Origin of the sequence: Streptomyces sp. NPDC017991 (genome assembly GCF_044328075.1) — a bacterium.
GTDB lineage: Bacteria > Actinomycetota > Actinomycetes > Streptomycetales > Streptomycetaceae > Streptomyces.
On record NZ_JBIRGP010000002.1, the window covers coordinates 830,686 to 853,605 of the forward strand.

Below are 22,920 nucleotides of genomic sequence, written 5' to 3' on the forward strand. Positions count from 1 at the left end.
GCCGCGGCACCCCGCACCGGGGCGCCGCGGCCGTACTCCGACGTGCTCGGTCCACGCGGCGCGCCGGGCACCACGAGACGGCGCCCCACGGCGTCGCGGGGCGCGGGAAACCGTTAAGGCCACGGAGGCGCTACTTGCCGCCGTCCTTGCCCTTTCCGCCGCCCTTGCCGTCGTCGCCGCCGGCGCCCATGGACTCGTAGATCTCCTTGCACATGGGGCACACGGGGTACTTCTTCGGGTCCCGGCCCGGGACCCACACCTTGCCGCAGAGTGCGACGACGGGCGTACCGTCGAGCGCGCTCGCCATGATCTTGTCCTTCTGGACGTAGTGGGCGAAGCGCTCGTGGTCCCCGTCGCCGTGCGACGTCTGCGGCGTCGGCTCTACGAGGGTTCCCGTCCCAGTGCCTCGCTGGGGCTGGGTCTCAGGCTCAAGAGTGCTCATGAACGCAAGAGTACTGAAAGCGGGGGACATCAGTTGAGCGAAGGGTCGTCCGGATACGTGGCCACCATCGCCAGTTCGCTGCGCTGACGGCGCAGCACCTCGCGCCACAGCCGTTCCGGAGCGGGCGAGGAGACGTCACCGGGCTCGGACTCCACGACGTACCAGGCACCCTCGCCCAGTTCGCCCTCCAGCTGCCCCGGCCCCCAGCCCGCGTACCCCGCGAAGATCCGCAGGGAGCCGAGCGCCGCGGCGAGCAGTTCCGGCGGGGCCTCCAGGTCCACGAGGCCGATCGCGCCGTGCACGCGGCGCCAGCCGAGCGGCGCGCGCTCCCCGGAGGCGCCGCCGGGGATCACCGCCACGCCGAGCGCCGAGTCCAGGGAGACCGGGCCGCCCTGGAAGACGACCCCGGGCTCCCCCGCGAGTTCCGCCCAGCCCGCGAGGATGTCGCCCACGTCCACGGGGGTCGGGCGGTTGAGGACGACGCCCAGCGAGCCCTCCTCGTCGTGGTCGAGGAGCAGCACCACCGCGCGGTCGAAGTTGGGGTCCGCCAGGGCGGGTGTGGCCACGAGCAGCCGCCCTGTGAGCGAGGACACCTCGGTCATGCGAGACATGATCCCGCATCTTCCCCGCGGACGGGGAGGCAATACCCGTAACCACGTGAACGCAGCTCAGGGCACGAGGGGCGCGGATGGAGCGCGCGGCGGGGCCGGTGACCCCGCGTGTCCGATTAGGCACGGTTCGTGTTGTGGCAAAGCTATGACGTGCCTGAGAGGCCCTCGGGCTTACTGAAGGGGGGTGGGGGGCCATTACCCTTGCTTCTTCGCCTCTGTCCCACCAATCGGAACGCGAGATACATGACCGTCAACGGCTCAGACGACGTACTCCTTGTCCACGGCGGAACCCCGCTGGAGGGTGAGATCCGTGTCCGCGGTGCGAAGAACCTCGTACCGAAGGCCATGGTTGCCGCACTGCTCGGCAGTGCTCCGAGCCGGCTGCGCAATGTCCCGGACATCCGTGACGTGCGGGTCGTACGCGGACTGCTGCAGCTGCACGGGGTGACGGTCCGTCCGGGTGAGGAGCCGGGCGAGCTGATCATGGACCCGTCGCACGTGGAGAGCGCCAACGTCGCGGACATCGACGCCCACGCGGGCTCGTCGCGCATCCCGATCCTCCTGTGCGGTCCGCTGCTGCACCGCCTCGGGCACGCGTTCATCCCGGGCCTGGGCGGCTGCGACATCGGCGGCCGGCCGATCGACTTCCACTTCGAGGTGCTGCGGCAGTTCGGCGCGACGATCGAGAAGCGCGCGGACGGTCAGTACCTGGAGGCTCCGCAGCGGCTGCGCGGCACGAAGATCGAGCTGCCGTACCCGTCCGTCGGCGCGACCGAGCAGGTGCTGCTGACGGCCGTCCTCGCGGAGGGCGTCACGGAGCTGGCGAACGCGGCGGTCGAGCCGGAGATCGAGGACCTGATCTGCGTTCTGCAGAAAATGGGCGCGATCATCGCGATGGACACCGACCGCACCATCCGCGTCACGGGCGTCGACAAGCTCGGCGGTTACACCCACGCGGCCCTGCCGGACCGCCTGGAGGCCGCCTCGTGGGCTTCCGCGGCCCTGGCGACCGAAGGCAACATCTACGTCCGCGGCGCCCAGCAGCGCTCGATGATGACGTTCCTCAACACGTACCGGAAGGTCGGCGGCGCCTTCGAGATCGACGACGAGGGCATCCGCTTCTGGCACCCCGGCGGCCAGCTCAAGTCGATCGCGCTGGAGACGGACGTCCACCCGGGCTTCCAGACCGACTGGCAGCAGCCCCTCGTGGTCGCCCTCACGCAGGCCACGGGCCTGTCCATCGTCCACGAGACGGTGTACGAGTCCCGCCTCGGCTTCACGTCCGCGCTGAACCAGATGGGCGCGCACATCCAGCTCTACCGCGAGTGCCTGGGCGGCTCGCGCTGCCGCTTCGGCCAGCGCAACTTCCTGCACTCGGCGGTCGTGTCGGGCCCGACGAAGCTCCAGGGCGCCGACCTGGTCATCCCCGACCTGCGCGGCGGCTTCTCGTACCTCATCGCGGCGCTGGCGGCCCAGGGCACGTCCCGGGTGCACGGCATCGACCTGATCAACCGCGGCTACGAGAACTTCATGGAGAAGCTGATCGAGCTGGGCGCGAAGGTGGAGCTGCCGGGCAAGGCGCTCGGCTGAGTCCTGGTGGGCCCGGCCGGAGAGTGAGACCGGCTCGGAGCGAACCACGATGGGGCGGTACCCGGAGTCCCGGGTACCGCCCCATCAGCGTTCTCAGCGAAGCGCTAGGCGCTTACTTGCCCTTGGCGGCTTCCTTGAGCTTGCTGCCCGCGGAGACCTTGACGCTGTAGCCGGCCGGGATCTGGATCGGGTCACCGGTCTGCGGGTTGCGAGCGGTACGAGCGGCACGGTGGGTGCGCTCGAAGGTCAGGAAGCCGGGGATGGTGACCTTCTCGTCGCCCTTGGCGACGATCTCACCGACGGTCTCGGCGAAGGCGGCCAGAACGGCGTCGGCGTCCTTGCGAGTCACCTCGGCACGGTCGGCCAGCGCGGCCACCAGCTCACTGCGGTTCATGTTGTTACTCCCGTGTTCTTCTTGCCGTTTGAGGCGTGCCACGCGGCGGAGCCGCATCTCGGGCACGTCGAAGCCGATGCTGCCAGGGTCCTCGGCGGTCCCCGGACCCGGGTCCGTGGCCGGACCCTCGCGCCCGAAGACGCATCCTGCCCCCACCTGCGGCGGGAAAGCCAATCCGGCACCCCTGGGAGTCACACGAAAAGCGCCACGGCCTCGAAATGGTGACGCTCCGTCCGCTCCCGGCAGCGGACCGCAGGGCCGGTGAGGGCCTGGTGGGCCCGCAGGGACCGAGCCATGGCCGCCACCCTAGAGGCGCGCCGAGGCGCTGTGTCCGGCGACGCGCCGGTACGGGGGCCGGGTGGCAACCGTCACAGTTGCCACCGATCGGGCCTTTCTCGCCCCCGCCGCCCCTACCCGTCCCGTCACGAACTCAGGGGCTCCGCCCCCGAACCCCCGGTTCGCAAACGCCGGACGGCTGAAAGAACAGGGCGCCGGACGGGCTGGAAGGCTGGGGCGCAGCCCCGTCTTCCAGGGGCGCGGGGAACTGCGCGACCAGCCCCCACCGGGCCCGCGGACGAAGCTTTCCGGCTCGTGCGCGCAAGCGCGATGCGGGGCCCGGGGGCGCAGTCCCCGGAACGGTGGGACGGGCTGTTCAGACCGTGACGCCGGCCGCCTTCGCCGCGTCACGGACCGCGCCCGCCACCGCCCCCGCGACCTTGTCGTTGAAGACGCTGGGGATGATGTAGTTCGCGTTGAGCTCGTCCTCCGTCACCACCTCGGCCAGCGCCGTTGCGGCCGCAAGCATCATCTCGGTGTTGACCGTGCGGGACTGGGCGTCCAGGAGCCCGCGGAAGACCCCCGGGAAGACCAGCACGTTGTTGATCTGGTTCGGGAAGTCCGAGCGGCCGGTGGCCACGACCGCCGCGGTCTGCCGGGCGACGCCCGGGTCGACCTCGGGGTCGGGGTTCGCGAGCGCGAAGACGATCGCGTCATCGGCCATCGCGGCCACGTCGTCGCCGTCCAGCACGTTCGGGGCCGAGACGCCGATGAAGACGTCCGCGCCGCGCACGGCCTGCTTCAGCGTGCCCGTGACGCCCTCGGGGTTGGTGTTGTCGGCGATCCACCGCAGCGGCGAGTCGTCGGCGGCCTTCACCAGGTCCTCGCGGCCCGCGTGCACGACACCGTGGATGTCGGCCACGACGGCGTGCTTGACGCCGGCGGCGATCAGCAGCTTCAGGATGGCCGTACCGGCGGCGCCCGCGCCGGACATGACGACGCGGATGTCGCCGATCGACTTGCCGGTCACGCGCAGCGCGTTCGTGAGCGAGGCGAGGACGACGATCGCCGTGCCGTGCTGGTCGTCGTGGAAGACGGGGATGTCGAGGGCCTCGCGCAGGCGGGCCTCGATCTCGAAGCAGCGCGGGGCGGAGATGTCCTCCAGGTTGATGCCCGCGAAGCCGGGGGCGATCGCCTTGACGATCTCCACGATCGCGTCGGTGTCCTGCGTGTCCAGGCACAGCGGCCAGGCGTCGATGCCGGCGAACCGCTTGAAGAGCGCGGCCTTGCCCTCCATCACCGGCAGGGCGGCCATCGGGCCGATGTTGCCGAGGCCCAGCACGGCCGAGCCGTCGGTGACGACCGCCACCGAGTTGCGCTTGATGGTCAGGCGGCGGGCGTCCTCGGGGTTCTCGGCGATCGCCATGCAGACCCGGGCCACACCGGGCGTGTAGATCATCGAGAGGTCGTCGCGGTTGCGGATGGGGTGCTTGGACGCCATCTCGATCTTGCCGCCGAGGTGCATCAGGAACGTACGGTCGGAGACCTTGCCGAGCGTGACGTCCTCGATGCCGCGCAGCTGCTCGACGATCTCTTCCGAGTGCTTCGTGGAGGACGCCGCGATGGTGACGTCGATACGGAGCTTCTCGTGGCCGGAGGCCGTCACGTCGAGGCCGGTCACCGAGCCTCCGCTGGACTCCACGGCGGTGGTGATCTGGGAGACCGCGGTTCCGCTCGCGGGCACCTCCAACCGGACCGTGATCGAGTAGGAGACGCTGGGCGCCGTTGCCATGGCCGACTTCCTCTGCTTTCACCGAAGTACTGCGAGTGCTGCGAATACCGCTGACTCGCGGGTTTGCCGTCCGATCGTCGCACCTACCGCGGAGTACGTGGTAGCCGCCCCGGATTGCGAACCTTTTGTTCACCACGAAAGAGGTCCACGTCACTTGGTGACGTGGACCTCTTTCGTGCGACCGCTGGTGTCGCTCACGTTCAATGACACCGACCCGCCATGCTCGCCTCGCGGCAAGTGGTCGCTCGTAGCGACGAAGGTTGGGCCCGGGGGCTTGGATCGGGCCGGTGTCACGTCAAAGGTAACAAACGATCCCCGTAAGGCAATTCCCGCACCGTGGGTTCACAGGGAAGCTTTACGAGGACGGGGCCCGCGGTTCACCGGGACGGGCCCCGCGATTCACGGGCCGCCCGCCCCACTCGGCCAGGGACGGGCCCGCCCGGTCCGGGTCAGGCCCGCTCAGCCCCGCTCAGTCCCGCAGCAGGTCCGGTACCCCGTCCGCGTCCGGCTCGTCGCGGGCCGCCGAGACGATGGTGAGCTGCTGGGTCGCCCGGGTCAGCGCCACGTACAGCACCCGTAGCCCGGCCGGGGACTCGTCGGCGATCTCCGCGGGCGATACGACCACCGTGGCGTCGTACTCCAGGCCTTTGGCCTCCAGGCTGCCGAGGGCCACCACACGGTCCCCGAGCCCGGCGAGCCAGCGTGCGGCCTCGCCGCGCCGGTTCATGGCGACGACGACGCCGACCGTGCCGTCGACCTGGTCAAGCAGCCGCGCGGCCTCCTCCCGCACGGTCTTCGACAGGCCGTCCCGCCCGCCGCCGCCCTGCCCGCCGGACCCGCCGGACCCGCCGGACCCGCCCGCAGAGCCCGCCGAGCCCGCAGCCGTCACGAAACGGGGCTGTACGCCCGTCGAGCGGACCGCTCTCGGCGACTCGGAGCCGGGCATGGCGAGGGCCAGCACCTTGGCGGCGAGTTCGGCGATCTCGGCCGGGTTGCGGTAGTTCACGGTGAGCGTGAAGCGGCGGCGCGGGCGGCTGCCGAGGGCCTCGTCACGGGCCTCTGCGGCCTCGTCCGGATGCGACCAGGACGACTGGGCGGGGTCGCCGACCACCGTCCAGGTGGCGTGCCGGCCGCGGCGGCCGATCATGCGCCACTGCATGGGCGTGAGGTCCTGCGCCTCGTCGACGATGACGTGCGCGTACTCCGTACGCTCCTGGGCCAGCCGTTCGGCCCGCTCGCGCTGCGTCTCCTCGCGCTGGGGCATGAGCTCCTCCAGGCCCGTCAGCTGGTCGAGCGGGTCGAACTCGCGCTTCTTGCGGGGGCGGGTCGGGGTGCCGACGATCGCCTCCAGTTCGTCGAGCATGGCCACGTCGTGCACGGAGAGACCGTCCCGCTTGAGGGAGCGGGCCACCCGGCGCACCTCGCCGGGGTTGAGGATCCGCCGCGCCCAGCGCCCGAGCCGCCGCTCGTCGGCCATCGCCGCCAGCACGGCCCGCGGGGTCAGCTCGGGCCACCAGGCGTCGAGGAACCCGATGAAGGAGTCCTCGGAGCTGACGTCCTCGTCGAACGACGAGCGCAGTTCGGCGGCCAGCTCGGGGTCCGTGTGCCGGGACCCCGCGCCGGAGCGCGACCAGAGGGCGTCGAGCAGCAGCTTGCGGGCGCGCGGGCGCAGCAGGTTCACGGGCGCAGTACCGGAGAGCGCGTTGTTCCGGATGCGGTCCAGCTCGGGCGCCTCCAGTTCCAGCCGGCGCCCGAAGGCGACCACACGCAGGCGGGTGGGCGTGACCGCCGGGGCCCGCGTGCCGGGCTCGTCGTCCTCCTCGCCCTCGTCGCCGAAGGAGAGCTGCCCGGACGGGGCGGGGGCGCTGTGCCCGCCGGGCGCGCCCGGCGTCTCCAGTGCCCCGCGTGCGGCGTGCCGCAGCACCTTGAGCATCCGGTGGGAGCCCTTGGCGCGGGCCACCGCCGGTGCGTCGTACTGGGTGGCCTCGGCGCCGTCGACCAGGGAGCCGACCGCGCGGATGGCGACCTGGCCCTCCTCGCCGAGGGACGGCAGGACGCCTTCGGTGTACGCGACCAGCAGGGGCGTGGGCGAGACGATCAGGATGCCGCCCGCGTACCGTCTGCGGTCCTGGTAGAGCAGGTAGGCGGCCCGGTGCAGCGCCACCGCGGTCTTGCCGGTGCCGGGGCCGCCCTCCACGTAGGTCACGGACGCGGCGGGGGCCCGGATGACCAGGTCCTGCTCGGCCTGGATGGAGGCGACGATGTCCCGCATGGTGTGGCTGCGGGCCTGGCCCAGGGCGGCCATCAGAGCGCCGTCGCCGATCACCGGGAGTTCGTTCCCGGCGAGGGTGGCCTTGAGTTCCGGGCGCATCAGGTCGTCCTCGACCCCGAGGACCTTGCGGCCCTTGGAGCGGATGACCCGGCGGCGTACGACCCGGCCGGGGTCGACCGGTGTGGAGCGGTAGAACGGCGCCGCCGCGGGGGCCCGCCAGTCGATCACCAGCGGCGCGTACTCGGCGTCGAGGACGCCGATACGGCCGATGTGGAGGGTCTCCGCGATGTCGGCGGTGTTGTCGGGGCGGACGGCTCCCTCGGCGGGTTCGACCGCCGTGTACGCGCCGTCCGGGCCCTTCTTGCCGTCCTTGCCCTGGAGGAGATCGATCCGTCCGAAGAGGAAGTCCTCGAACTCGTTGTTCAGGCGGTTGAGATGGATCCCCGCCCGGAACACCTGCGCGTCGCGCTCCGCGAGTGCCCCGGGCGTACCGACCTGGCCGCGCTGGGCGGCGTCGTTCATCAGGAACTCCGCCTCGTGGATCTTTTCCTCAAGGCGCTGGTACACCCGGTCGAGGTGTTCCTGTTCGACGCCGATCTCCCGGTCGCGTACGGAGTCGCCTACCGGATCGAGCGCCATTTCCTGCTGAACCTGAGCGGCCACCGGGCCCCCTTCTGACGTGCATGGCAGCCGTCAACCGTACGCGAAGGGGAGCCCGTCGGGCTACGTTTCCGCTCTTGATCCACTTACCGGTCGACTTCGCGCCGACTTTCCGGCCGCCGCGCACGTGGCCTCAGGTCTCGACCCGTCCGGCGGCTCACGCGTCGACCTCGACCAGTTTGTCGCCGTCGAAGGTGACGACCTCGAAGTGGTCGATGTCGGCGTCGCTCATCGCCACGGCGCCCTGGAGGTAGAGCGGATTCCTGGCCAGCTCGGTGGCTGCGCCCTTGATTCCGTAGCCCCACTTCGGGACGGTCCAGGTGGTCGCCGTCTCCCGCTCGCCGCTCTTGCTGACGGCGACCAGGGAGCACTTCTGCGGGCCCTTGACGTTCTTCAGCTGGAGGGCGATACCCGTGCCGTAGGGCTTGCTCTCCGTGCCTACCGCGGCGTTCACCTGCGTGGCCGCGTCCGTGGCCTCGACCTTGTCCTTCATGTCGGTGAACACCTGCTTGGCGGGACTGACGGACGCGAGGGGCCTGGTCTCCTGCGCGGTGTCACCGCCGCTGCTGGCCGCGATCGCGGCGATCGGGCCGCCGATGATCAGCGAGGCCGCGAGCCCGAAGAACAGGCGCCGGCTCTTCTTGGCCTTGACGCGCCGCTCGACCACTTCGCCGACCAGCCGGTCGGAGAGCTGTGGGCTCGGGCGGACGGCCAGTGTCTCGCCGATGGCCGGTGTGCCGCGGGTTCCCGGCAGATCCGCGAGGGCGGCGAGCATCGGCTCCATGCCCGCGAGCTCGTCGAGCTGCTGCCCGCACCACTCGCAGGTGGCGAGATGCGCCTCGAACTCGGTCGCCTCGGCGTCGTCGAGGATGCCCAGCGCGTAGGCCCCTACCGTCTCGTGCAGATCGCCCTGCCCTTGCGAACTTTGCATGGGTCCAGGACTACCCGTTCCGTATCCCCCGTATGTGCTCATGCCGTCACCCCCCGCTCCTCCAGTGCGAGCTTCATCGAACGCAGGGCATAGAACACCCGTGAGCGCACCGTGCCGCTGGGTATCCCCAGGGTTTCGGCGGCCTCGTTTACGGTACGCCCCTTGAAGTACGTCTCGACCAGTACCTCCCGGTGGGCGGGGGTCAGGTCGTCGAGCGCGTCAGAGAGTGTCATCAGCCACAACGCCTTGTCGATCTCGTCCTCCGCGGGAATGACCTCCAGCGGCGACGGGTCCACCTCCTGCGGCCGGGCCTGCCGGCTGCGGTGCCCGTCGATGACGATGCGCCGAGCGACCGTCACCAGCCAGGGGCGTACCGAACCGGTCGCTCGGTTGAGCTGACCGGCGTTCTTCCACGCGCGGATGAGCGTCTCCTGCACGACGTCCTCCGCCCGCTGCCGGTCTCCGGCGACCAGCCGCAGCACATAGGCGAGCAGGGGCCCCGCGTGTTCCCGGTACAGCGCACGCATCAGCTCCTCGTCGGGTTCCGAGGGCTGGGACATGCGATGTCGGGCCCTCGGCGATCGTTCATCGGCCACGGCGGAATCCTTGCGCACGCCTACCTCCGGTGTCCGGGGGATCCCCCAGTCGGTCGCTCATCTCCGGATACGGGTGCGGGCGTTGCGCTGTTCAAAGTGAATGGAATTCTTTGTGAGGAGCACGAGGATTTCGTCTCCTCATCTGCTCCACAAGTGCTTCACGGGGGATCCACGGCAGATCCTAAGCCCGTGCGAGGGCTGCTCTGCGCCGGTGCCTGGCCACCCGCTCGCGGTTTCCGCACACCTCACTGGAGCACCACCTGCGACGACGCCCTCTGGACGTATCCAGGTAGACGATGGGGCAGTTGTCTCCCTCACACTGCCGGATGCTCGCGCGGGCCGCCGGATCCGTGAGGAGTTCCACCGTGTCACGGGCGACCGCCGCGAGGAGCGCCGCACAGGTCGGCGCGGAGCACAGGGCGCGGACGAGCGAACCGCCCGCGTCCCACACCGCCGAGGGTACGGGCGGTTCGGCGCGGGCGAGTTCGTTGACCCGGGCCAGCGCGATGACGAAGGACCGGGAGTCCCCCGAAGGCTCCTTGCACACCAACTGCCCTATATGACCGCGCAGTTCGCGAAATCCCACGATCCAGGAGGAGTCGGCGGACGCGAGGGGTGTGCCCGCCGGGACGAGTCCGGATCCGGTGATCCAGGCCCGCAGCGGTTCGGCCGAGTCGAGCCGTTCCTCGGGGTGTGTGGTCGCCAGGAGATCGAGACAGATCCGCCCGGAGTCGAACCGCAGCTCGTACGGGGCCGTGGCCGTGCCCAGTGCCATGTGGCTGTCACCGCCTTGGGGTTACCGCCATGAGGGGCCGGTGAGGGGTCGGGGGAGGTCGTGGGGTGGGGGTTGTCCGCGAGAAGGCCGCGCGGGGCCCTTGAGGGGGCCGCGCGGGGCACGTACCCCTACAGTGCCTTCCCCCGCGCGCGGCGGGAAGCCCCGCGCCGCTCCGTACCCGCCCGCGCCCTCCGACCACCGGCGGGGGGCCGGACGTCCGCGACGTACGCGACGTACGCGTCAGCCGTCGGCGTCCTTGGATCAGACGCTTCGATCAGACGTCGGCGTACTTGGAGTCGGCGGCCGGGTCCAGCGCCAGCCGGTAGCCGCGCTTGACGACGGTCTGGATGAGTTTGGGTGTGCCCAGTGCCGTGCGCAGCCGGGCCATCGCGGTCTCCACGGCGTGCTCGTCCTTGCCCGCGCCGGGCAGGGCGCGCAGCAGCTCGGCGCGGGCCACCACCCACCCGGGCCGCCGGGACAGCGCGCGCATCAGCGACATCCCCGCGGGCGGTACGGGCCGCAGCGCGTCGTCCACCAGCACCGCGTGCCCACGGATCTCCACCCGGTGGCCGGCGACCGGCAACGTCCGCGCCCGGGACGGCAGTTCCTTGCACAGCACCTGTACGAGGGGGCCGAGCCGGAAGCGTTCCGGCTGGACCGTGTCGATGCCCCTGGCCTGCAGCGGCAGCGCGGTGACCGGGCCGACGCAGGCGGGCAGCACATCGTGGTTGAGGGCGGCGAGCAGTTCGGGCAGCAGCCCGCGGTCGTCGGCGCGGCCCAGCAGTGAGGCGGCGGCCGGGGCGCTGGTGAAGGTGAGCGCGTCGAGGCCGCGGCCGATCGTGGCGTCGAGCAGCCGGTCCAGGGGCCCGATGTCCTCGGGGGCCATCCACCGGTACACGGGCACCCCGACGACCTCGGCGCCGGCGGCCCGCAGCGACTCGACGAAGCCGGGCAGCGGTTCGCCGTGCAGCTGGATCGCGATCCGGCGCCCGTCCACCCCTTCTTCCAGCAGGCGGTCGAGCACTTCGGCCATGGATTCGGAGGACGGGGACCATTCCTCGGTCAGCCCCTGGGCGCGTACCGCACCTTTGACCTTGGGTCCGCGGGCGAGGAGTTCGACACCGCGGAGCACGTCGAGCAGTTGCTCCCCGAGCCCCCAGCCGTCGGCGGCCTCGACCCAGCCGCGGAATCCGATCGCGGTGGTCGCGACCACGATGTCCGGCGCCTGGTCGAGGAGCTGCTTGGTCGCGGCCAGGAGTTCGCTGTCGTCGGCGAGGGGCACGATGCGCAGGGCGGGGGCGTGCAGAACGGCGGCCCCGCGCCGCTGGAGCAGGGCGCCGAGTTCGTCGGCGCGGCGGGCGGCGGTGACACCGACGGTGAACCCCGCCAACGGCCCGTGGTCCTGCTGGTCGGACCGGCCGGGTTGCTGCTGTGTCCGGTCCGGTTGCTGCGGTTCCTCGTACATGGATGGCATGGATGGCTCTCGTCCCGCTGGAGTGGTGTTCGTCCGCGTCACCCGCTGGGTCGGGGCGCCCCGCCTACCCGCCTCACGACGGACGACCGAGCCTGTCAATCATGCGTGACAGGCTCGGTTCCGCTTGATGTCGCCCGTGTTACGTCGCGTGTCGGGCCGTGTGTCGCGTTACACCTCGGCGTAGCTGAGCTGCGTCTTCGCCTCCGACGCGGTCGTGGCGGTCGCCTTGGAGGCGGCAGGGCGGCGAAGGTATACGGCCCAGGTGACCGCGAAGCAGGCGGCGTAGAAGGCGAGGAAGGCGACGAAGGCCCCGGTGCCGGATCCGACGCTGAGGAAGGACTGCCGGAAGGCGAGGTTGATACCGAGTCCGCCGACCGCGCCCACGGCACCGATGAGCCCCATCGAGGCCCCGGAGAGCCGCCGCCCGTACGACGCGGCCTCTTCGCCGGTGAGCCCCTTGGCGGCGGCCTTGGTCTGGAAGATGCCGGGGATCATCTTGTACGTGGAGCCGTTGCCGAGCCCGCTCAGCACGAACAGCACGATGAACGCGGTGGTGAACAGGGCGAGCGACTTCTCCATGGAGGCGACCACGATGACGGCGGTCGCGGCGCCCATGCCGACGAAGTTCCACAGGGTGATGCGGGCGCCGCCGTACTTGTCGGCGAGCCAGCCGCCCACGGGCCGGATCAGCGAGCCGAGCAGCGGCCCGATGAAGGTGACGTACGCCGACTCCAGCGGCGTACGCCCGAACTGTGTCTGCAGCACCAGACCGAACGCGAAGCTGTATCCGATGAACGACCCGAACGTCCCGATGTAGAGGAAGGACATGATCCAGGTGTGCGGGTCCTTCACGGCCTCCCGGGCGGCGCCGGTGTCGTTCTTCACGGACGTGATGTTGTCCATGTAGAGGGCGCCGAGCACGGCGGCGACGACGATGAGCGGGATATAGATCCCCAGCAGCAGCCGCGGGCCGCCGCTCGCCCCGATGACGGCGAGGCCGATGAGCTGCACGACGGGCACGCCGATGTTGCCGCCGCCGGCGTTGAGCCCGAGCGCCCAGCCTTTCTTCCGGAGCGGGAAGAAGGAGTTGATATTGGTCATGGAGGAGGCGAAGTTCCCGCCCCCCACACCGGCGAGCATGGCGCACACGAGGAAGGTGCCGAAGGACGTCCCGGGCTCCATCACCACGAAGGCGGCGATCGTCGGGACGAGCAGCATGGTCGCCGCGATGATGGTCCAGTTCCGGCCACCGAAGCGGGCGACGGCGAAGGTGTACGGCACCCGGACGATGGCGCCGACCAGGGTGGCCATCGAGATGATGAAGAACTTGTCGGCGGGGGTCAGTCCGTACTCGGGCCCCATGAAGAGCACCATGACCGACCAGAGGGTCCAGATCGAGAACCCGATGTGCTCGGAGAGTACGGAGAAGAAGAGGTTCCGGTGGGCGACCTTCTCCCCCGTCTCCTTCCAGAACGTCTCGTCCTCCGGGTCCCACTGCTCGATCCAGCGGCCCCCCTTGCGCGTCGTGATGCTGCTGCTCGGGGCTGTCATCTCACGCCTCCACGATCTCTCCGGGTGGTATTTCCGAAGGTAGGGACGACTCGTTTCCGCTCTGTGCCTGCGAGTGACCACGGGGGAACGTTGCTCTCACCCTCGGGCGGGGGGCGTGGTGAGGGTTTTCCGTCGAGGGTGGCACGGGGGGCCTGCTCGGGGGGTGTGGATCGGGGCGTGCGTAGGGGGTTGCGCGGGGGCCCTTAGGGGGTCCGCACCGGGGGTTCCCTCAGACCTCGAACCACAGCAGTTTCCCGGCGCCACGCCCGAGCAGACCGCTCCCCAGGGACCAGCCGCCCCAGGAGGTCGCGCACTGCTGCACGAGGAAGAGCCCGCGCCCGCTTTCGGCGCCGGCGGGGGCCGGCTTGATCGGGGTGCTTTGCACGCCCCGGCTACCGGGAGGCTCGTCGAAGGGCGCCGGGATGTGGGGGCTGCTGTCCCACACGCCCACGCGCAGGCGCCCGTCGCCCAGCGCGGTCAGCCGCAGGGAGGCGGGCCCTCTGGTGTGCCGGTAGGCATTGGTGACGAGTTCGGACGTCAACAGCTCGACGACATCAAGGGTTTCGGCCATCCCGTGCCCGTGGAGGGCGGCCCGCACGGTCATGCGTGCGACGCGGGCGGCACGGGGGTCATGGGGCAGGCGAAGGGCGTACGTCCAGGTGTCGGGCGGGGCTACGGTGACCATGGGTGCCTCCAGAAGGAAGGGGCTGCGATTTCGGGCTCGCTCAACGTCGGCGCCGTGCGGTGGCAATGCCTCGTGGGGTGCGCTTCCGGCTTGGGGGCGCAGGGAGTTGGCGGTACGGTCTTAAGCTAGCGCGGCACGGAAGATACATCTCCCAAAGCTGCGATATTCATCCCCGGTTACCTCGTGTGGGGGACCCCGATTGCCGCGCCGCGGCCGAGAGGAGGCGCCTTGCCGCCCACCAGCACCCCAACTCTTCGCCAGCGGCGAATGGGCTCCGAGCTCCGCAAACTCCGCGAGCGGGCGGGGTTGACGGTCACCGGGGCTGCCGCATTGCTCGGCGTCAACCAGGGACGCGTCAGCATGATCGAAACTGGCCGCAGCTCCCTGAGCGCCGACCGCGTCCGCGCCCTGGCCCGCTCATACGACTGCGCGGACGAACGGCTCGTCGACGCCATCGCCACCATGACCGGCCGGCGGGTCCGCGGATGGTGGGAGGAGTACCGCGATGTACTCCCCTCCGACCTACTGGACCTGGCCGAGCTGGAGCACCACGCCACCGCGCTCCGCGTGGCTGTCACGGTCCACATGCCCGGCCTGTTGCAGACCACGGAGCATGCCCGAGCGGTGATGCGCGAAGCGGTCCCGCCTCTGCGGGCGTACGAGATCGAGCACCGCGTCTCGCACCGCGCGAAACGCCAGGTCGTCCTGTTCGAGGGAGTCGCCACCCCGTACACGGTCATCGTGCACGAGGCGGCACTGCGTATGGGCTTCGGCGGCCCCGAGATCAGCCGGGCGCAACTCGGCCACCTGCTGGAGTCGAGCGACCACCCCACGATCACCGTCCTGGTGATCCCCTTCGGAGAAGCGGGGTTCCCGGCGTCCGGCCAGCCCATCACCTGCGCCGTCGGCCCCGAGCCGGAGCTCGACACCGTCGTCCTGGACACCGACCACGGTTGCGAATTCCTCGACGCGCAAGCGCAGTTGGAGCGCTACCGCTCGGTGCTGGACCGTATGGAATCACGCGCCCTGCCTGAAGCGAAGTCCCGGGACCTCATCCATCGCATCGCACAAGACCTCTGAGGAGACCCCATGCCGGAACTCACCTGGCAGAAGTCGACGTACAGCGCCGAAGCGGCTAACTGCGTCTACGTGGCCGCCGCCCCCGCCGGAACCGTCGCCCTCCGGGAGAGCGACGCGCCCGACACCACCCTCATAACCACCCGCGCCCGCCTGGGCGAACTGATACGCGCCCTGAAGGCACAGCAGCCCACTCCCTAAGATCACAGACACAGACGCGGTTCTGACGTCAGGGAGTTTCGGATGAGCGAGAGCAATCGGCCGGAGCCAGGTTTCTCGCCCGAGAGACTGGCCTTCTTCACGGACGCGATCTTCGCGATCGCGATGACACTGCTGGCCGTCGAACTGGAACGCCCCGACGAACAGGAACTGGCGTCGGCCCGCGAGCTGGGCAGCTTCCTCGTGCGCCAACGGGACTCCTACCTGGCGTTCGCGCTGGCGTTCGTCCTGCTCTGGTCGGTGTGGCGCCGCCATCACAAGCTGATGGACCGGATCGGCAGGCTGTCGAGCGCCTTCACGGCCTGGCACGCACCGTTCCTGCTGCTGGTCGCGTTCCTCCCGTTCCCGACGGCGGTCATCGGCGCCTCGGCGACCAACCCGCTGGCGGACACGCTGTTCGCCGGAACCATGGCGGCGATGGTCTGCTGCGAGGCCGTCATCAGGGAGATCTCGCACAGGACGGGTCTGACGACGGGCGATCCGGCGGACACCCGGCACCAGGCGGACGGTTCCTGGGCGGTCGGCCTCTGATTCATCCTCAGCGGCGCCCTCGCCTGGCTGCTCCCGTACGCGTTCGTCCTGTGGTTCTTCGCCCCGCTGGCCTCCCCGTACGGCGGAGCGCTGATCTCGCGCCTGCGCAGGCCGCACACGGAGCCGCTGGACGTGAACGCTCCACAGCCCTAGGGGAGGCGGCGGGGCGCACCCCGGCGCGCGGCCGATGTCAACCGATGGCGACGCCCGACCCGTTGGAGGGGCAGCACGGCCCTCGGCGCATATCCCTTGTTTGCTTTGGCAATTGACAGCGGCATGAGAACTACTTGGGTACGAGGCCGAGGCAGAGGCCGCCTGCGCATCGCGGTCGCGACCGCAGCCGTGGCCGCCCTGTGCGGAGCCGGCCTCACGCAGGGCGGGACCGTCCACGCGCAGGGCAGGGCCGCGGAGACACCGTGGGTGGTGTCTCTGGGCGACAGCTTCATCTCCGGGGAGGCGGGCCGCTGGGCGGGCAACAGCAACGACAGCGCCGGCGGCTACTCCGGCACCGACCGGGCCTTCGACCCCGCAAGCGGCTCGACGGACGCGCACCGGGTGTACGGCACGTCCTACGACAACGGCTGCAACCGCTCCGACAGCGCCGAGGTCAATTCCTCGCCCGCCCCGGCCGGGGCACGTCGGCTCAACCTCGCCTGCTCGGGGGCCACCTCGACCGCGATCCTGCTGCCCGAACACGGCGGGAGCCCGTTCAAGTCCGAGCCGTCCCAGGCCGAGCAGCTCCAGAAGGCAGTCACCGGCCATCCCGTACGGGCGGTCGTCGTCTCCGTCGGTGGCAACGACCTCGGCTTCGAGGACGTCATCGTCGCCTGCGCCAAGGGCTTCGTCACTCCCATCGGGGCGTCGCCCTGCGCTCCCACCCAGGCGCCGGAGGTCAAGAAGAGGCTGCCCGCGATGCGTACCGCGGCGGTCAACTCACTCGCGGACGTCACCACGGCCATGAAGCGGGCGGGCCACCCGGCGGGCAGCTACCGCCTGATCCTGCAGTCCTATCCGTCACCGCTGCCCGACGGCGCGCGGATCCGCTACCCCGGGGAGAAGTACGACCGCCTGACCGACGGCGGCTGTCCCTTCTTCGACAAGGACCTCACCTGGGCCCACGACCAGCTCGTCCCCGAGATCAGCAGCACGCTCGCCTCCGCCGCCCGTGAGTCCGGCGCCGAGTTCCTCGACCTGTCGCGCGCCTTCGACGGTCGGGAGGTCTGTTCCACCACCACCGTCCAGGCCGGCCCCGACCGGCCCTCGGGCCGCACCAGCGAATGGGTCCGCTTCGTGACCACCGGCGTAGGCCAGGGCCAACGCCAGGAGTCCCTGCACCCCAACCACTACGGCCAACTGGCCCTGGGCACCTGCCTCGGCCTCCACCTCACCGGAACCCCGGCGAACCACCGCTGCACGAACACCCCCGGGGAGGGCCCCCGCACGATGCGCCTGGGCCCGGCCCCCACGACCTGACACCGACGCCGTGTCCCCTGTCCGCCGGTCGTCTCCGGCAGACACGGGACACGGCGCGGCCCGCGGCATGCGGTCACTTCAGGGCTGACACGCGGCACTCCCGCTCTGAGAGGTGACCTCGTGAATCACCCAGACACCCTTTTCGTTCTTCTTGAGTGACGTCTGATAAGCGACGTAACTCCGCGCGGTGACCTCGGTCTTCTTGACCTGCTTGCCCTTGAGGTACATGACGAACGCCTTGCCCTGATCCTCGCAATAACTGAACGAGGCCGTCCCGTCACCGCGAACGTTCACATGCGGGTCGTAGAAGCGATAGGCACCCGTGGTACGGGCCTTGTTTTTGACGTAGTTTTGGATGAACTGCTCAGTCCCCGCAGCCGCCTCTCCCTCGTAGTAGAAGAGGTACGGCTTGTCCAAAGCGTCCTGATTGGCGATGGCCAGATCAACGGCCTTGATGGACTGCTCGCTGTCGCTCAGAACAGCGTCCTTCTCCTCGTCGCCGGTCTTCGGCCACGCGAAGGTATAGGTCAGATCCGCAGGCAGCTCGATCTTCGGGCGGTCCACGGCAACGGCAGCCGACTGGGACGCGGTCGGCGAAGCGGGCTTCCGCGTGCCGGTGGCGGCGCCCGCGACCTCGTCGTCGGGGCTGTCGCCACCGCAGGCCGACAGCGTCAAGGCTGCGGCGGCGGTCGCAGCCGCGATGCGAAAGACCCGACTCACGGCTGGCACTTGTCAGCTCCTCGCGTGGAGGAGATGTTCATGAGTTCCCAGACCCCTTCGTCGTTCTTCTCCACCTGGACGCCATAAGCGACGTAACTCTCCTTGGTGACCTCGGTCCCCTTGATCTCGCCGGTCTTGATCACCTTGCTGAAGGCTTTGCTCTCGTCCGCGCAGTAGCTGAGCGACGCGGTGTTCTTGGCACTGACCGTGACCTGGCGGTCGAAGTAACGCGTGTCCCCGGTCACCGTCCAACCGGCATCCACGAATGCCTTGACCCACTTCTGGGCAGCCACCGCACCCTCGCCCTCCGTATAGAACTCAAGGGCCGGCAGTCGCGCATTCTGGGCGACGATGGCCGCGTCGAGTGCGCGGACGAGTTCCGCGTTGTCCTTCAGAATCGCGTTCTTGACAGCATCCTCGGACTCGTCCGGGGTGAAGCTGAGCTTGACGTCCGACGGCAGCTCGATCTTGGGCCGCCCGGCCGCAGCCTCTTCCGAAGCACTCGGCGAGCCCGACTTCTCGGTAGCGGTAGCGGCAGCGGAGTCGGCGCCCGCGACCTCGTCATCGGGGCTGTCGCCACCACAGGCCGACAGCGTCAAGGTTGCGGCGACGGTCAGAGTGAGCGCTGCGAGCAGGGTGGGACGGCGGTTCACTAACGGCTCCTGGTGAAGGCGATATCAGAACAGAGCGGCAGCGGCTCGGTCCCTCTCATCCGGCGCACGTCTTGTCGCCCCGCTTCGAGGTCAGAACAGTGGTCTGCCACACACCCTTTTCGCTCTTCTCCAGGTGTGTGTCGTACAGCACGTACGGGCTTTCGTCCGACGGCGTTCGGTCGACCTTGCCGGTCTTGCGGTTCCTGTTGAAGCCCTTGCTTTCGTCCGCGCAGTAGACAACCGCCGCCGAATTGCTGTCGAGCAGGGTGACCTTCGGGTCGAAGTAGCGAGTGGTACCGGTGAACGACAGATTGGCGTCCCGGTACTCCTGAACCCACTCCACCGCACCGCTCAACGCCTTGTCCCGGTAGTAGAACGGAAGTCCCGGAGCACTGCTGTCGCCTCGGACGATGGCGTCGTTCGTGGCGTCGACGCGACCTGCGGTGTCCGTCAGGACGGCGTCCTTCACGTCGTCGCCGGTCTTCCAGTCCTCGTACTTGTCGATGACGTCCGACGGCAGCTCGACCGTAGGCCGGTCGGCCACCGGGGAAGCGGAAGCGGAAGCGCCTGGAGTCTTCGACGCCTCCGTGCCGGTGTCCGCGCCCGCGATCTTGTCGTTGCCCCTGCCCTTACCCGTGTCCTCGGAGTCGCTGTCGCCACCGCAGGCGGACAGCGTCAAGGCTGCGGCGGCGGTCAGTGTGATCGCTGCGATTCGCCCTACGGCTGGCATTGCGCCGCCCCCCTCGTGGAGATGATCTGAGACGTCTGCCACGTTCCAGCGCTGTTCTTGTCCAACCGGGTGTTGTAGTGGACATAGCTGTTCTTCGTGGCCGGCGTCTTGTCTGCCTTTCCGGTTTTCTTGTCCTTGCTGAATCCCTTGCTCTCGTCCGCACAGAAACTCAGCAAAGCCGTAGTCTCGCTCTTCAGCGTCACGGTCCGGTCGTAATAACGCGCTTCTCCGGTGAGCGAGGCGTTGGCATCCTTGAACTGCTTGACCCAGGTCAGAGCGGCCTCCCTCGCCTTACCGGTGTTGTAGTAGGCAAGAGCTTCCCCCTCGGGGTCTGTCCCCGTGATCGCGGCATCCACGGCGCGCATCCGCTCAGCGTTGTCGGCGAGGACGGCGTCCTTGACCGCATCCCCGGTCTTCTTCGTTTCGAAGGTCAGCTTCAGATCCGACGGAAGCGTGATTTCGGGGCGGTCGGCAACGTCTGCGGCGCCGGCGGTCGGCGAAGCCGACTTCTCCGTGCCGGTGCCGGTGCCGGCGACGGCGCCCGCGACCTTGTCGTTGCCCTTGTCGTTGCCCTTGTCCTTGGAGTCGCTGTCGCCACCACAGGCGGAGAGCGTCAAGGCCGCAGCGGCGGTCAGCGTGAGCGCTGCGAGCAGGGTGGGACGGCGGTTCACGAACGGCTCCTGGTGAAGGCGATGTCAGAACAGAGCGGCCTGCACGTCGTCGGTGACGTCGTGCAGGCCGTTCCGGGTCAGCGGTTGATCGACTGGATCTCCTGGACGATCACGTCCTGGTCGGCACCGAACTCGCCGTTCGGGAGGAGCTGTTCACCGGCCACGCCCGTGCCGGTCCAGTGGATCCGCCAGGTGATCGTGGCCTTCAGCTGGTACGAGCCGTCGCCCGACGAGCGCAGGTACTTCACGCCGCACGGCGGAGTCTCGTCCGCCTTGCCCTTGGCGAAAGCCTCGCCGATCTGCTTCCCGTTCAGTTCGCACACACCCGAGGCGGGATACGTCGTCGCATCCGCCGTACCCGGCTCGATCTTCAGCGAAAGCGGCTCGGCCGTGGTCGTGGCCTGGACGTTCAGCAGCGGGACCGACGCCGTCACGGAGACCGGCTTGAACTCCGCCGCGTCCAGCCACGCCCACGTCGGCAGGTTCACCTTCGTGGCGCCCTCCGGGGCCAGTTCGACCTTCGTCGAGGGCACACGGATCTCGGCGTACGCCAACTGGGCCAGCATTTCGGGGGTGATCGCCTGCGGGATGTCCGGGGGCGGGGCGGCGCCGTTGTCCACCCAGAAGATGTCCTTCGTGCAGTCCAGAGCGCCGGGGTCACCTTCCCTGCCCTCGGTGACATAGGAGTCCCAGAAGTAGCCCTTGCCGGTCTTCTCCTTGTTGAAGTCCTTGTACTTACCACCGTTGACGTACTTCTCGCGCTGAGTGGCATCCCACTCGTACCCGGTCGACCCCGCCTCCCAAATCGGCTCCAGATATTTCTGCAGCTGCTCCGGGGTATACCTAGGGGCGTAATAGCAAGCGGGCGGAGTCCAGTTCGACGCGCTGGACGTCACCGGGCCGGCCGATTTCCCGGAACCGTTCTTCGAACGATCGAAGACAACGGCTCCTGCCGTGGCCGACAGGTTTCCCTCGCCGTCGGCATTGCCGGACACCGGTGGTTTACTGGGCTTCTGGCTACCATTGCCGAAGTCGTCATCGGCCGACGCGAAGCCGGAGTTCGCCGAGAGCATCAGGACAACTGCTGAGCCGATTATGGCTCCCCGCATTTTCACGGCTGGCATTTGCTACTCGCCCTCTCCGAGATCATGTCCTGGGTCACCCACACCCCGGCCTTGTTTTTCTTCAGGGCCGTGTTATAAAGCACGTAGCTGTCCTTGGTGACCGGCGTCTTGTCGATCTTGTTGGTCTTGACGTACTTGTTGTAGGCCTTGCCTTGGTCCTCGCAGTACGCGAGCGTGGCCGTCCCATCACTGCGGACCGTCACCGATTCGCCGTAGAAGCGGTAGGTCCCCGTAGTACGAGCACCGTGATCCACAAATCGCTTCACGTACTTCTCCGTCGACGCCGCCAGCTCACCCTCTGAATAGAAGCGGTACGCGGGGTCGAGCGGATCCTGGTTGGCGATGGCCTGATCCGTGGCCTTGATGAACAGCTCACCGTCGGACAGCACCGCCTTCTCGTCCGCGTCGCTCGTCTTCTTCCACTCGAAGGTGTAGTGGAGATCCGACGGCAGCTCGATCTTCGGGCGCCCCGCGGCAGCCGAGGCGGACGCGGTCGGTGAAGCCGACTTCTGTGGGCCGGTGTCGGCGCCCGCGATCTTGTCGTTGTCCTTGTCCTTGGAGTCGCTGTCGCCACCGCAGGCGGACAGCGTCAGGGCCGCGGCGGCGGTCAGCGTGACCGCTGCGAGCAGAGTGGGACGGCGGTTCACAGATGTCTCCCGTGAGGCGAAGGCGGCTTGAGCGCAGCCACGCTACCCAGGGCACGGGAGACGACACCAGTGCGAACTCCAGCAAAGCGAAGCTCGTGGCAAAACTGCAACGACCGGGTCGCACGGGTTGCATGGGCAGGGACGTGCGCCGGTTCCCACTACTCCCCCATCCGTCCCGTCAGCGGTTGGACGACCGGATCTCCCGCACGATCACGTCCGTCCCGGTCGGCTTCGAACTCGCGCTCAGGGCTGGCACTTCGCACTGCCCCGCTGCGAAACAAGCTTCTCGACCACCCAGGCACCCTCTTCGCTCTTGCTCAGCCGGGTGCTGTAGAGCACGTAACTGTTCTTGGTCACAGCCGTCTTGTTGATCTTTTTCGGCTTCAGGTACATGTCGTACCCCTTGCTCTGGTCCTGGCAGTACACGAGCGAGGCGCTGTCGGCGTCACTCACGTTGACGACCTCGCCGTAATAGCGGTACGCGCCGGTGGTGCGCGCCTTGGCCTTCACGTACGCCTCGATGTACTGCTGCGTCTGGGCAGCGGCCTCGCCCTCGTAGAAGTAGAGGTACGCCTTGTCCAGCGGGTCCTGATGGGCGATGGCCAGGTCCACCGCCTTGATGGACTGCTCCCTGTCGGCCAGGACCGCGTCCTTCGCCTTGTCGCCGGTCTTCCTCCACTCGAAGGTGTACGTCAGATCCGACGGCAGCTCGATCTTCGGCCGCCCCGCGGCACTCGAAGCGGACGCGGACGCGGACGCGGACGGCGAAGCCGACTTCTGCGGGCCGGTGTCGGCGCCCGCGATCTTGTCGTTGTCCGTGGCCCTGTCTTCGTCCTTGGGGCTGTCGCCACCGCAGGCGGACAGCGACAAGGCCGCGGCGGCGGTCAGCGCAACAGTTGCGAGCACAGTGGGACGGTTGGGACGACGGTTCACGGACGGCTCCCGGTGGGGCGAGGGGGTCATGAGCGCAGCCACGCTACCGAGGGAGAGAGCTCCGACGAAGCGCGGGCCGAGCTCTCTGCTCGG

At 69.2% G+C, this 22,920-nt stretch carries 23 protein-coding genes; 5 read left to right on the forward strand and 18 right to left on the reverse strand.

What is annotated here, in order from left to right:
• Positions 1-130: 130 nt before the first annotated feature.
• Both ACH4DZ_RS08195 and ACH4DZ_RS08200 read right to left on the reverse strand, forming a co-directional pair.
• Complete coding sequence (locus ACH4DZ_RS08195; RefSeq protein ID WP_189775099.1) at positions 131-442, reverse strand: DUF3039 domain-containing protein; 312 nt, start codon at positions 440-442, stop codon at positions 131-133.
• A 29-nt stretch (positions 443-471) separates the two neighbouring features.
• Complete coding sequence (locus ACH4DZ_RS08200) at positions 472-1,044, reverse strand: YqgE/AlgH family protein (protein WP_398286120.1); 573 nt, start codon at positions 1,042-1,044, stop codon at positions 472-474.
• A gap of 252 nt (positions 1,045-1,296) precedes the next feature.
• On the opposite strand from ACH4DZ_RS08200, the gene murA reads away from it, so the two are divergent.
• Entirely contained in the window at positions 1,297-2,643 is a 1,347-nt protein-coding gene (gene murA / locus ACH4DZ_RS08205) for a UDP-N-acetylglucosamine 1-carboxyvinyltransferase (RefSeq protein ID WP_189775097.1), read from the forward strand.
• Positions 2,644-2,755: 112 nt separating this feature from the next.
• Here the strand turns inward: murA and ACH4DZ_RS08210 are convergent, their stop codons facing one another.
• The 9 genes from ACH4DZ_RS08210 to ACH4DZ_RS08250 form a co-directional block, all read right to left on the reverse strand.
• Positions 2,756-3,037, reverse strand: a complete 282-nt coding sequence (locus tag ACH4DZ_RS08210) for an HU family DNA-binding protein (protein WP_007382399.1) — start codon at positions 3,035-3,037, stop codon at positions 2,756-2,758.
• Between the two features lie 652 nt (positions 3,038-3,689).
• The gene (locus tag ACH4DZ_RS08215; protein ID WP_398286121.1) at positions 3,690-5,105 is read right to left on the reverse strand and encodes an NAD-dependent malic enzyme; all 1,416 of its coding nucleotides are present in this window, start codon (positions 5,103-5,105) and stop codon (positions 3,690-3,692) included.
• A 469-nt stretch (positions 5,106-5,574) separates the two neighbouring features.
• Complete coding sequence (locus ACH4DZ_RS08220; RefSeq protein ID WP_398286122.1) at positions 5,575-8,040, reverse strand: HelD family protein; 2,466 nt, start codon at positions 8,038-8,040, stop codon at positions 5,575-5,577.
• Positions 8,041-8,194: 154 nt separating this feature from the next.
• Entirely contained in the window at positions 8,195-8,968 is a 774-nt protein-coding gene (locus ACH4DZ_RS08225; RefSeq protein ID WP_398286123.1) for a zf-HC2 domain-containing protein, read from the reverse strand.
• Between the two features lie 38 nt (positions 8,969-9,006).
• Positions 9,007-9,528, reverse strand: coding sequence for a sigma-70 family RNA polymerase sigma factor (locus ACH4DZ_RS08230; RefSeq protein WP_010039908.1), 522 nt, complete (start codon positions 9,526-9,528; stop codon positions 9,007-9,009).
• 217 nt (positions 9,529-9,745) lie between these two features.
• On the reverse strand, positions 9,746-10,339 hold the full coding sequence (locus ACH4DZ_RS08235) for a CGNR zinc finger domain-containing protein (protein ID WP_398286124.1): 594 nt from the start codon (positions 10,337-10,339) through the stop codon (positions 9,746-9,748).
• A gap of 274 nt (positions 10,340-10,613) precedes the next feature.
• On the reverse strand, positions 10,614-11,804 hold the full coding sequence (locus ACH4DZ_RS08240; RefSeq protein WP_398286240.1) for a uroporphyrinogen-III synthase: 1,191 nt from the start codon (positions 11,802-11,804) through the stop codon (positions 10,614-10,616).
• 177 nt (positions 11,805-11,981) lie between these two features.
• A complete protein-coding gene (locus ACH4DZ_RS08245; RefSeq protein ID WP_398286125.1) occupies positions 11,982-13,364 on the reverse strand; it encodes a nitrate/nitrite transporter in 1,383 nt (460 codons plus the stop codon).
• 229 nt (positions 13,365-13,593) lie between these two features.
• Positions 13,594-14,049 carry an ATP-binding protein gene (locus tag ACH4DZ_RS08250; protein ID WP_398286126.1) on the reverse strand — a complete coding sequence of 152 codons (456 nt, stop codon included), beginning with the start codon at positions 14,047-14,049 and terminating at the stop codon, positions 13,594-13,596.
• A gap of 228 nt (positions 14,050-14,277) precedes the next feature.
• Here ACH4DZ_RS08250 and ACH4DZ_RS08255 point away from each other — a divergent pair, with 228 nt between their 5' ends.
• The 4 genes from ACH4DZ_RS08255 to ACH4DZ_RS08270 all read left to right on the forward strand — a co-directional run bounded on the left by ACH4DZ_RS08255 (position 14,278) and on the right by ACH4DZ_RS08270 (position 17,349).
• Positions 14,278-15,129 carry a helix-turn-helix domain-containing protein gene (locus tag ACH4DZ_RS08255; RefSeq protein ID WP_398286127.1) on the forward strand — a complete coding sequence of 284 codons (852 nt, stop codon included), beginning with the start codon at positions 14,278-14,280 and terminating at the stop codon, positions 15,127-15,129.
• Between the two features lie 9 nt (positions 15,130-15,138).
• Positions 15,139-15,327 carry a DUF397 domain-containing protein gene (locus ACH4DZ_RS08260; protein ID WP_314411957.1) on the forward strand — a complete coding sequence of 63 codons (189 nt, stop codon included), beginning with the start codon at positions 15,139-15,141 and terminating at the stop codon, positions 15,325-15,327.
• A gap of 42 nt (positions 15,328-15,369) precedes the next feature.
• Positions 15,370-15,876 (forward strand): TMEM175 family protein, encoded by a 507-nt coding sequence (locus ACH4DZ_RS08265; RefSeq protein WP_398286128.1) that lies wholly within the window; start codon positions 15,370-15,372, stop codon positions 15,874-15,876.
• A 276-nt stretch (positions 15,877-16,152) separates the two neighbouring features.
• Positions 16,153-17,349, forward strand: a complete 1,197-nt coding sequence (locus tag ACH4DZ_RS08270) for a hypothetical protein (protein WP_398286129.1) — start codon at positions 16,153-16,155, stop codon at positions 17,347-17,349.
• Between the two features lie 78 nt (positions 17,350-17,427).
• On the opposite strand, the gene ACH4DZ_RS08275 is transcribed toward ACH4DZ_RS08270, so the two are convergent.
• The 7 genes from ACH4DZ_RS08275 to ACH4DZ_RS08305 form a co-directional block, all read right to left on the reverse strand.
• Entirely contained in the window at positions 17,428-18,078 is a 651-nt protein-coding gene (locus tag ACH4DZ_RS08275; RefSeq protein ID WP_398286130.1) for a hypothetical protein, read from the reverse strand.
• Complete coding sequence (locus tag ACH4DZ_RS08280) at positions 18,066-18,722, reverse strand: hypothetical protein (RefSeq protein WP_398286131.1); 657 nt, start codon at positions 18,720-18,722, stop codon at positions 18,066-18,068. Before ACH4DZ_RS08280 ends, ACH4DZ_RS08275 begins: the two co-directional genes overlap by 13 nt.
• Before the next feature lie 55 nt (positions 18,723-18,777).
• Positions 18,778-19,452, reverse strand: coding sequence for a hypothetical protein (locus ACH4DZ_RS08285; RefSeq protein WP_398286132.1), 675 nt, complete (start codon positions 19,450-19,452; stop codon positions 18,778-18,780).
• Complete coding sequence (locus ACH4DZ_RS08290; protein WP_398286133.1) at positions 19,440-20,123, reverse strand: hypothetical protein; 684 nt, start codon at positions 20,121-20,123, stop codon at positions 19,440-19,442. The genes ACH4DZ_RS08285 and ACH4DZ_RS08290 overlap by 13 nt, the downstream gene beginning before the upstream one ends.
• A gap of 77 nt (positions 20,124-20,200) precedes the next feature.
• The gene (locus ACH4DZ_RS08295; protein ID WP_398286134.1) at positions 20,201-21,247 is read right to left on the reverse strand and encodes a hypothetical protein; all 1,047 of its coding nucleotides are present in this window, start codon (positions 21,245-21,247) and stop codon (positions 20,201-20,203) included.
• The gene (locus tag ACH4DZ_RS08300) at positions 21,235-21,894 is read right to left on the reverse strand and encodes a hypothetical protein (RefSeq protein ID WP_398286135.1); all 660 of its coding nucleotides are present in this window, start codon (positions 21,892-21,894) and stop codon (positions 21,235-21,237) included. Before ACH4DZ_RS08300 ends, ACH4DZ_RS08295 begins: the two co-directional genes overlap by 13 nt.
• A 243-nt stretch (positions 21,895-22,137) precedes the next feature.
• Positions 22,138-22,800 (reverse strand): hypothetical protein, encoded by a 663-nt coding sequence (locus ACH4DZ_RS08305; RefSeq protein ID WP_398286136.1) that lies wholly within the window; start codon positions 22,798-22,800, stop codon positions 22,138-22,140.
• Positions 22,801-22,920 lie beyond the last annotated feature (120 nt).

Bases quoted from the DNA above. Each gene is read 5' to 3' on its own strand.
- ACH4DZ_RS08295 (WP_398286134.1), bottom strand. From the start codon at position 21,247: ATGCCAGCCGTGAAAATGCGGGGAGCCATAATCGGCTCAGCAGTTGTC.
- ACH4DZ_RS08210 (WP_007382399.1), bottom strand. From the start codon at position 3,037: ATGAACCGCAGTGAGCTGGTGGCCGCGCTGGCCGACCGTGCCGAGGTG.
- murA (WP_189775097.1), top strand. From the start codon at position 1,297: ATGACCGTCAACGGCTCAGACGACGTACTCCTTGTCCACGGCGGAACC.
- ACH4DZ_RS08240 (WP_398286240.1), bottom strand. From the start codon at position 11,804: ATGTACGAGGAACCGCAGCAACCGGACCGGACACAGCAGCAACCCGGC.
- ACH4DZ_RS08260 (WP_314411957.1), top strand. From the start codon at position 15,139: ATGCCGGAACTCACCTGGCAGAAGTCGACGTACAGCGCCGAAGCGGCT.
- ACH4DZ_RS08195 (WP_189775099.1), bottom strand. From the start codon at position 442: ATGAGCACTCTTGAGCCTGAGACCCAGCCCCAGCGAGGCACTGGGACG.
- ACH4DZ_RS08270 (WP_398286129.1), top strand. From the start codon at position 16,153: ATGAGAACTACTTGGGTACGAGGCCGAGGCAGAGGCCGCCTGCGCATC.
- ACH4DZ_RS08265 (WP_398286128.1), top strand. From the start codon at position 15,370: ATGAGCGAGAGCAATCGGCCGGAGCCAGGTTTCTCGCCCGAGAGACTG.
- ACH4DZ_RS08285 (WP_398286132.1), bottom strand. From the start codon at position 19,452: ATGCCAGCCGTAGGGCGAATCGCAGCGATCACACTGACCGCCGCCGCA.
- ACH4DZ_RS08215 (WP_398286121.1), bottom strand. From the start codon at position 5,105: ATGGCAACGGCGCCCAGCGTCTCCTACTCGATCACGGTCCGGTTGGAG.
- ACH4DZ_RS08230 (WP_010039908.1), bottom strand. From the start codon at position 9,528: ATGTCCCAGCCCTCGGAACCCGACGAGGAGCTGATGCGTGCGCTGTAC.
- ACH4DZ_RS08225 (WP_398286123.1), bottom strand. From the start codon at position 8,968: ATGCAAAGTTCGCAAGGGCAGGGCGATCTGCACGAGACGGTAGGGGCC.
- ACH4DZ_RS08250 (WP_398286126.1), bottom strand. From the start codon at position 14,049: ATGGTCACCGTAGCCCCGCCCGACACCTGGACGTACGCCCTTCGCCTG.
- ACH4DZ_RS08235 (WP_398286124.1), bottom strand. From the start codon at position 10,339: ATGGCACTGGGCACGGCCACGGCCCCGTACGAGCTGCGGTTCGACTCC.
- ACH4DZ_RS08245 (WP_398286125.1), bottom strand. From the start codon at position 13,364: ATGACAGCCCCGAGCAGCAGCATCACGACGCGCAAGGGGGGCCGCTGG.
- ACH4DZ_RS08200 (WP_398286120.1), bottom strand. From the start codon at position 1,044: ATGACCGAGGTGTCCTCGCTCACAGGGCGGCTGCTCGTGGCCACACCC.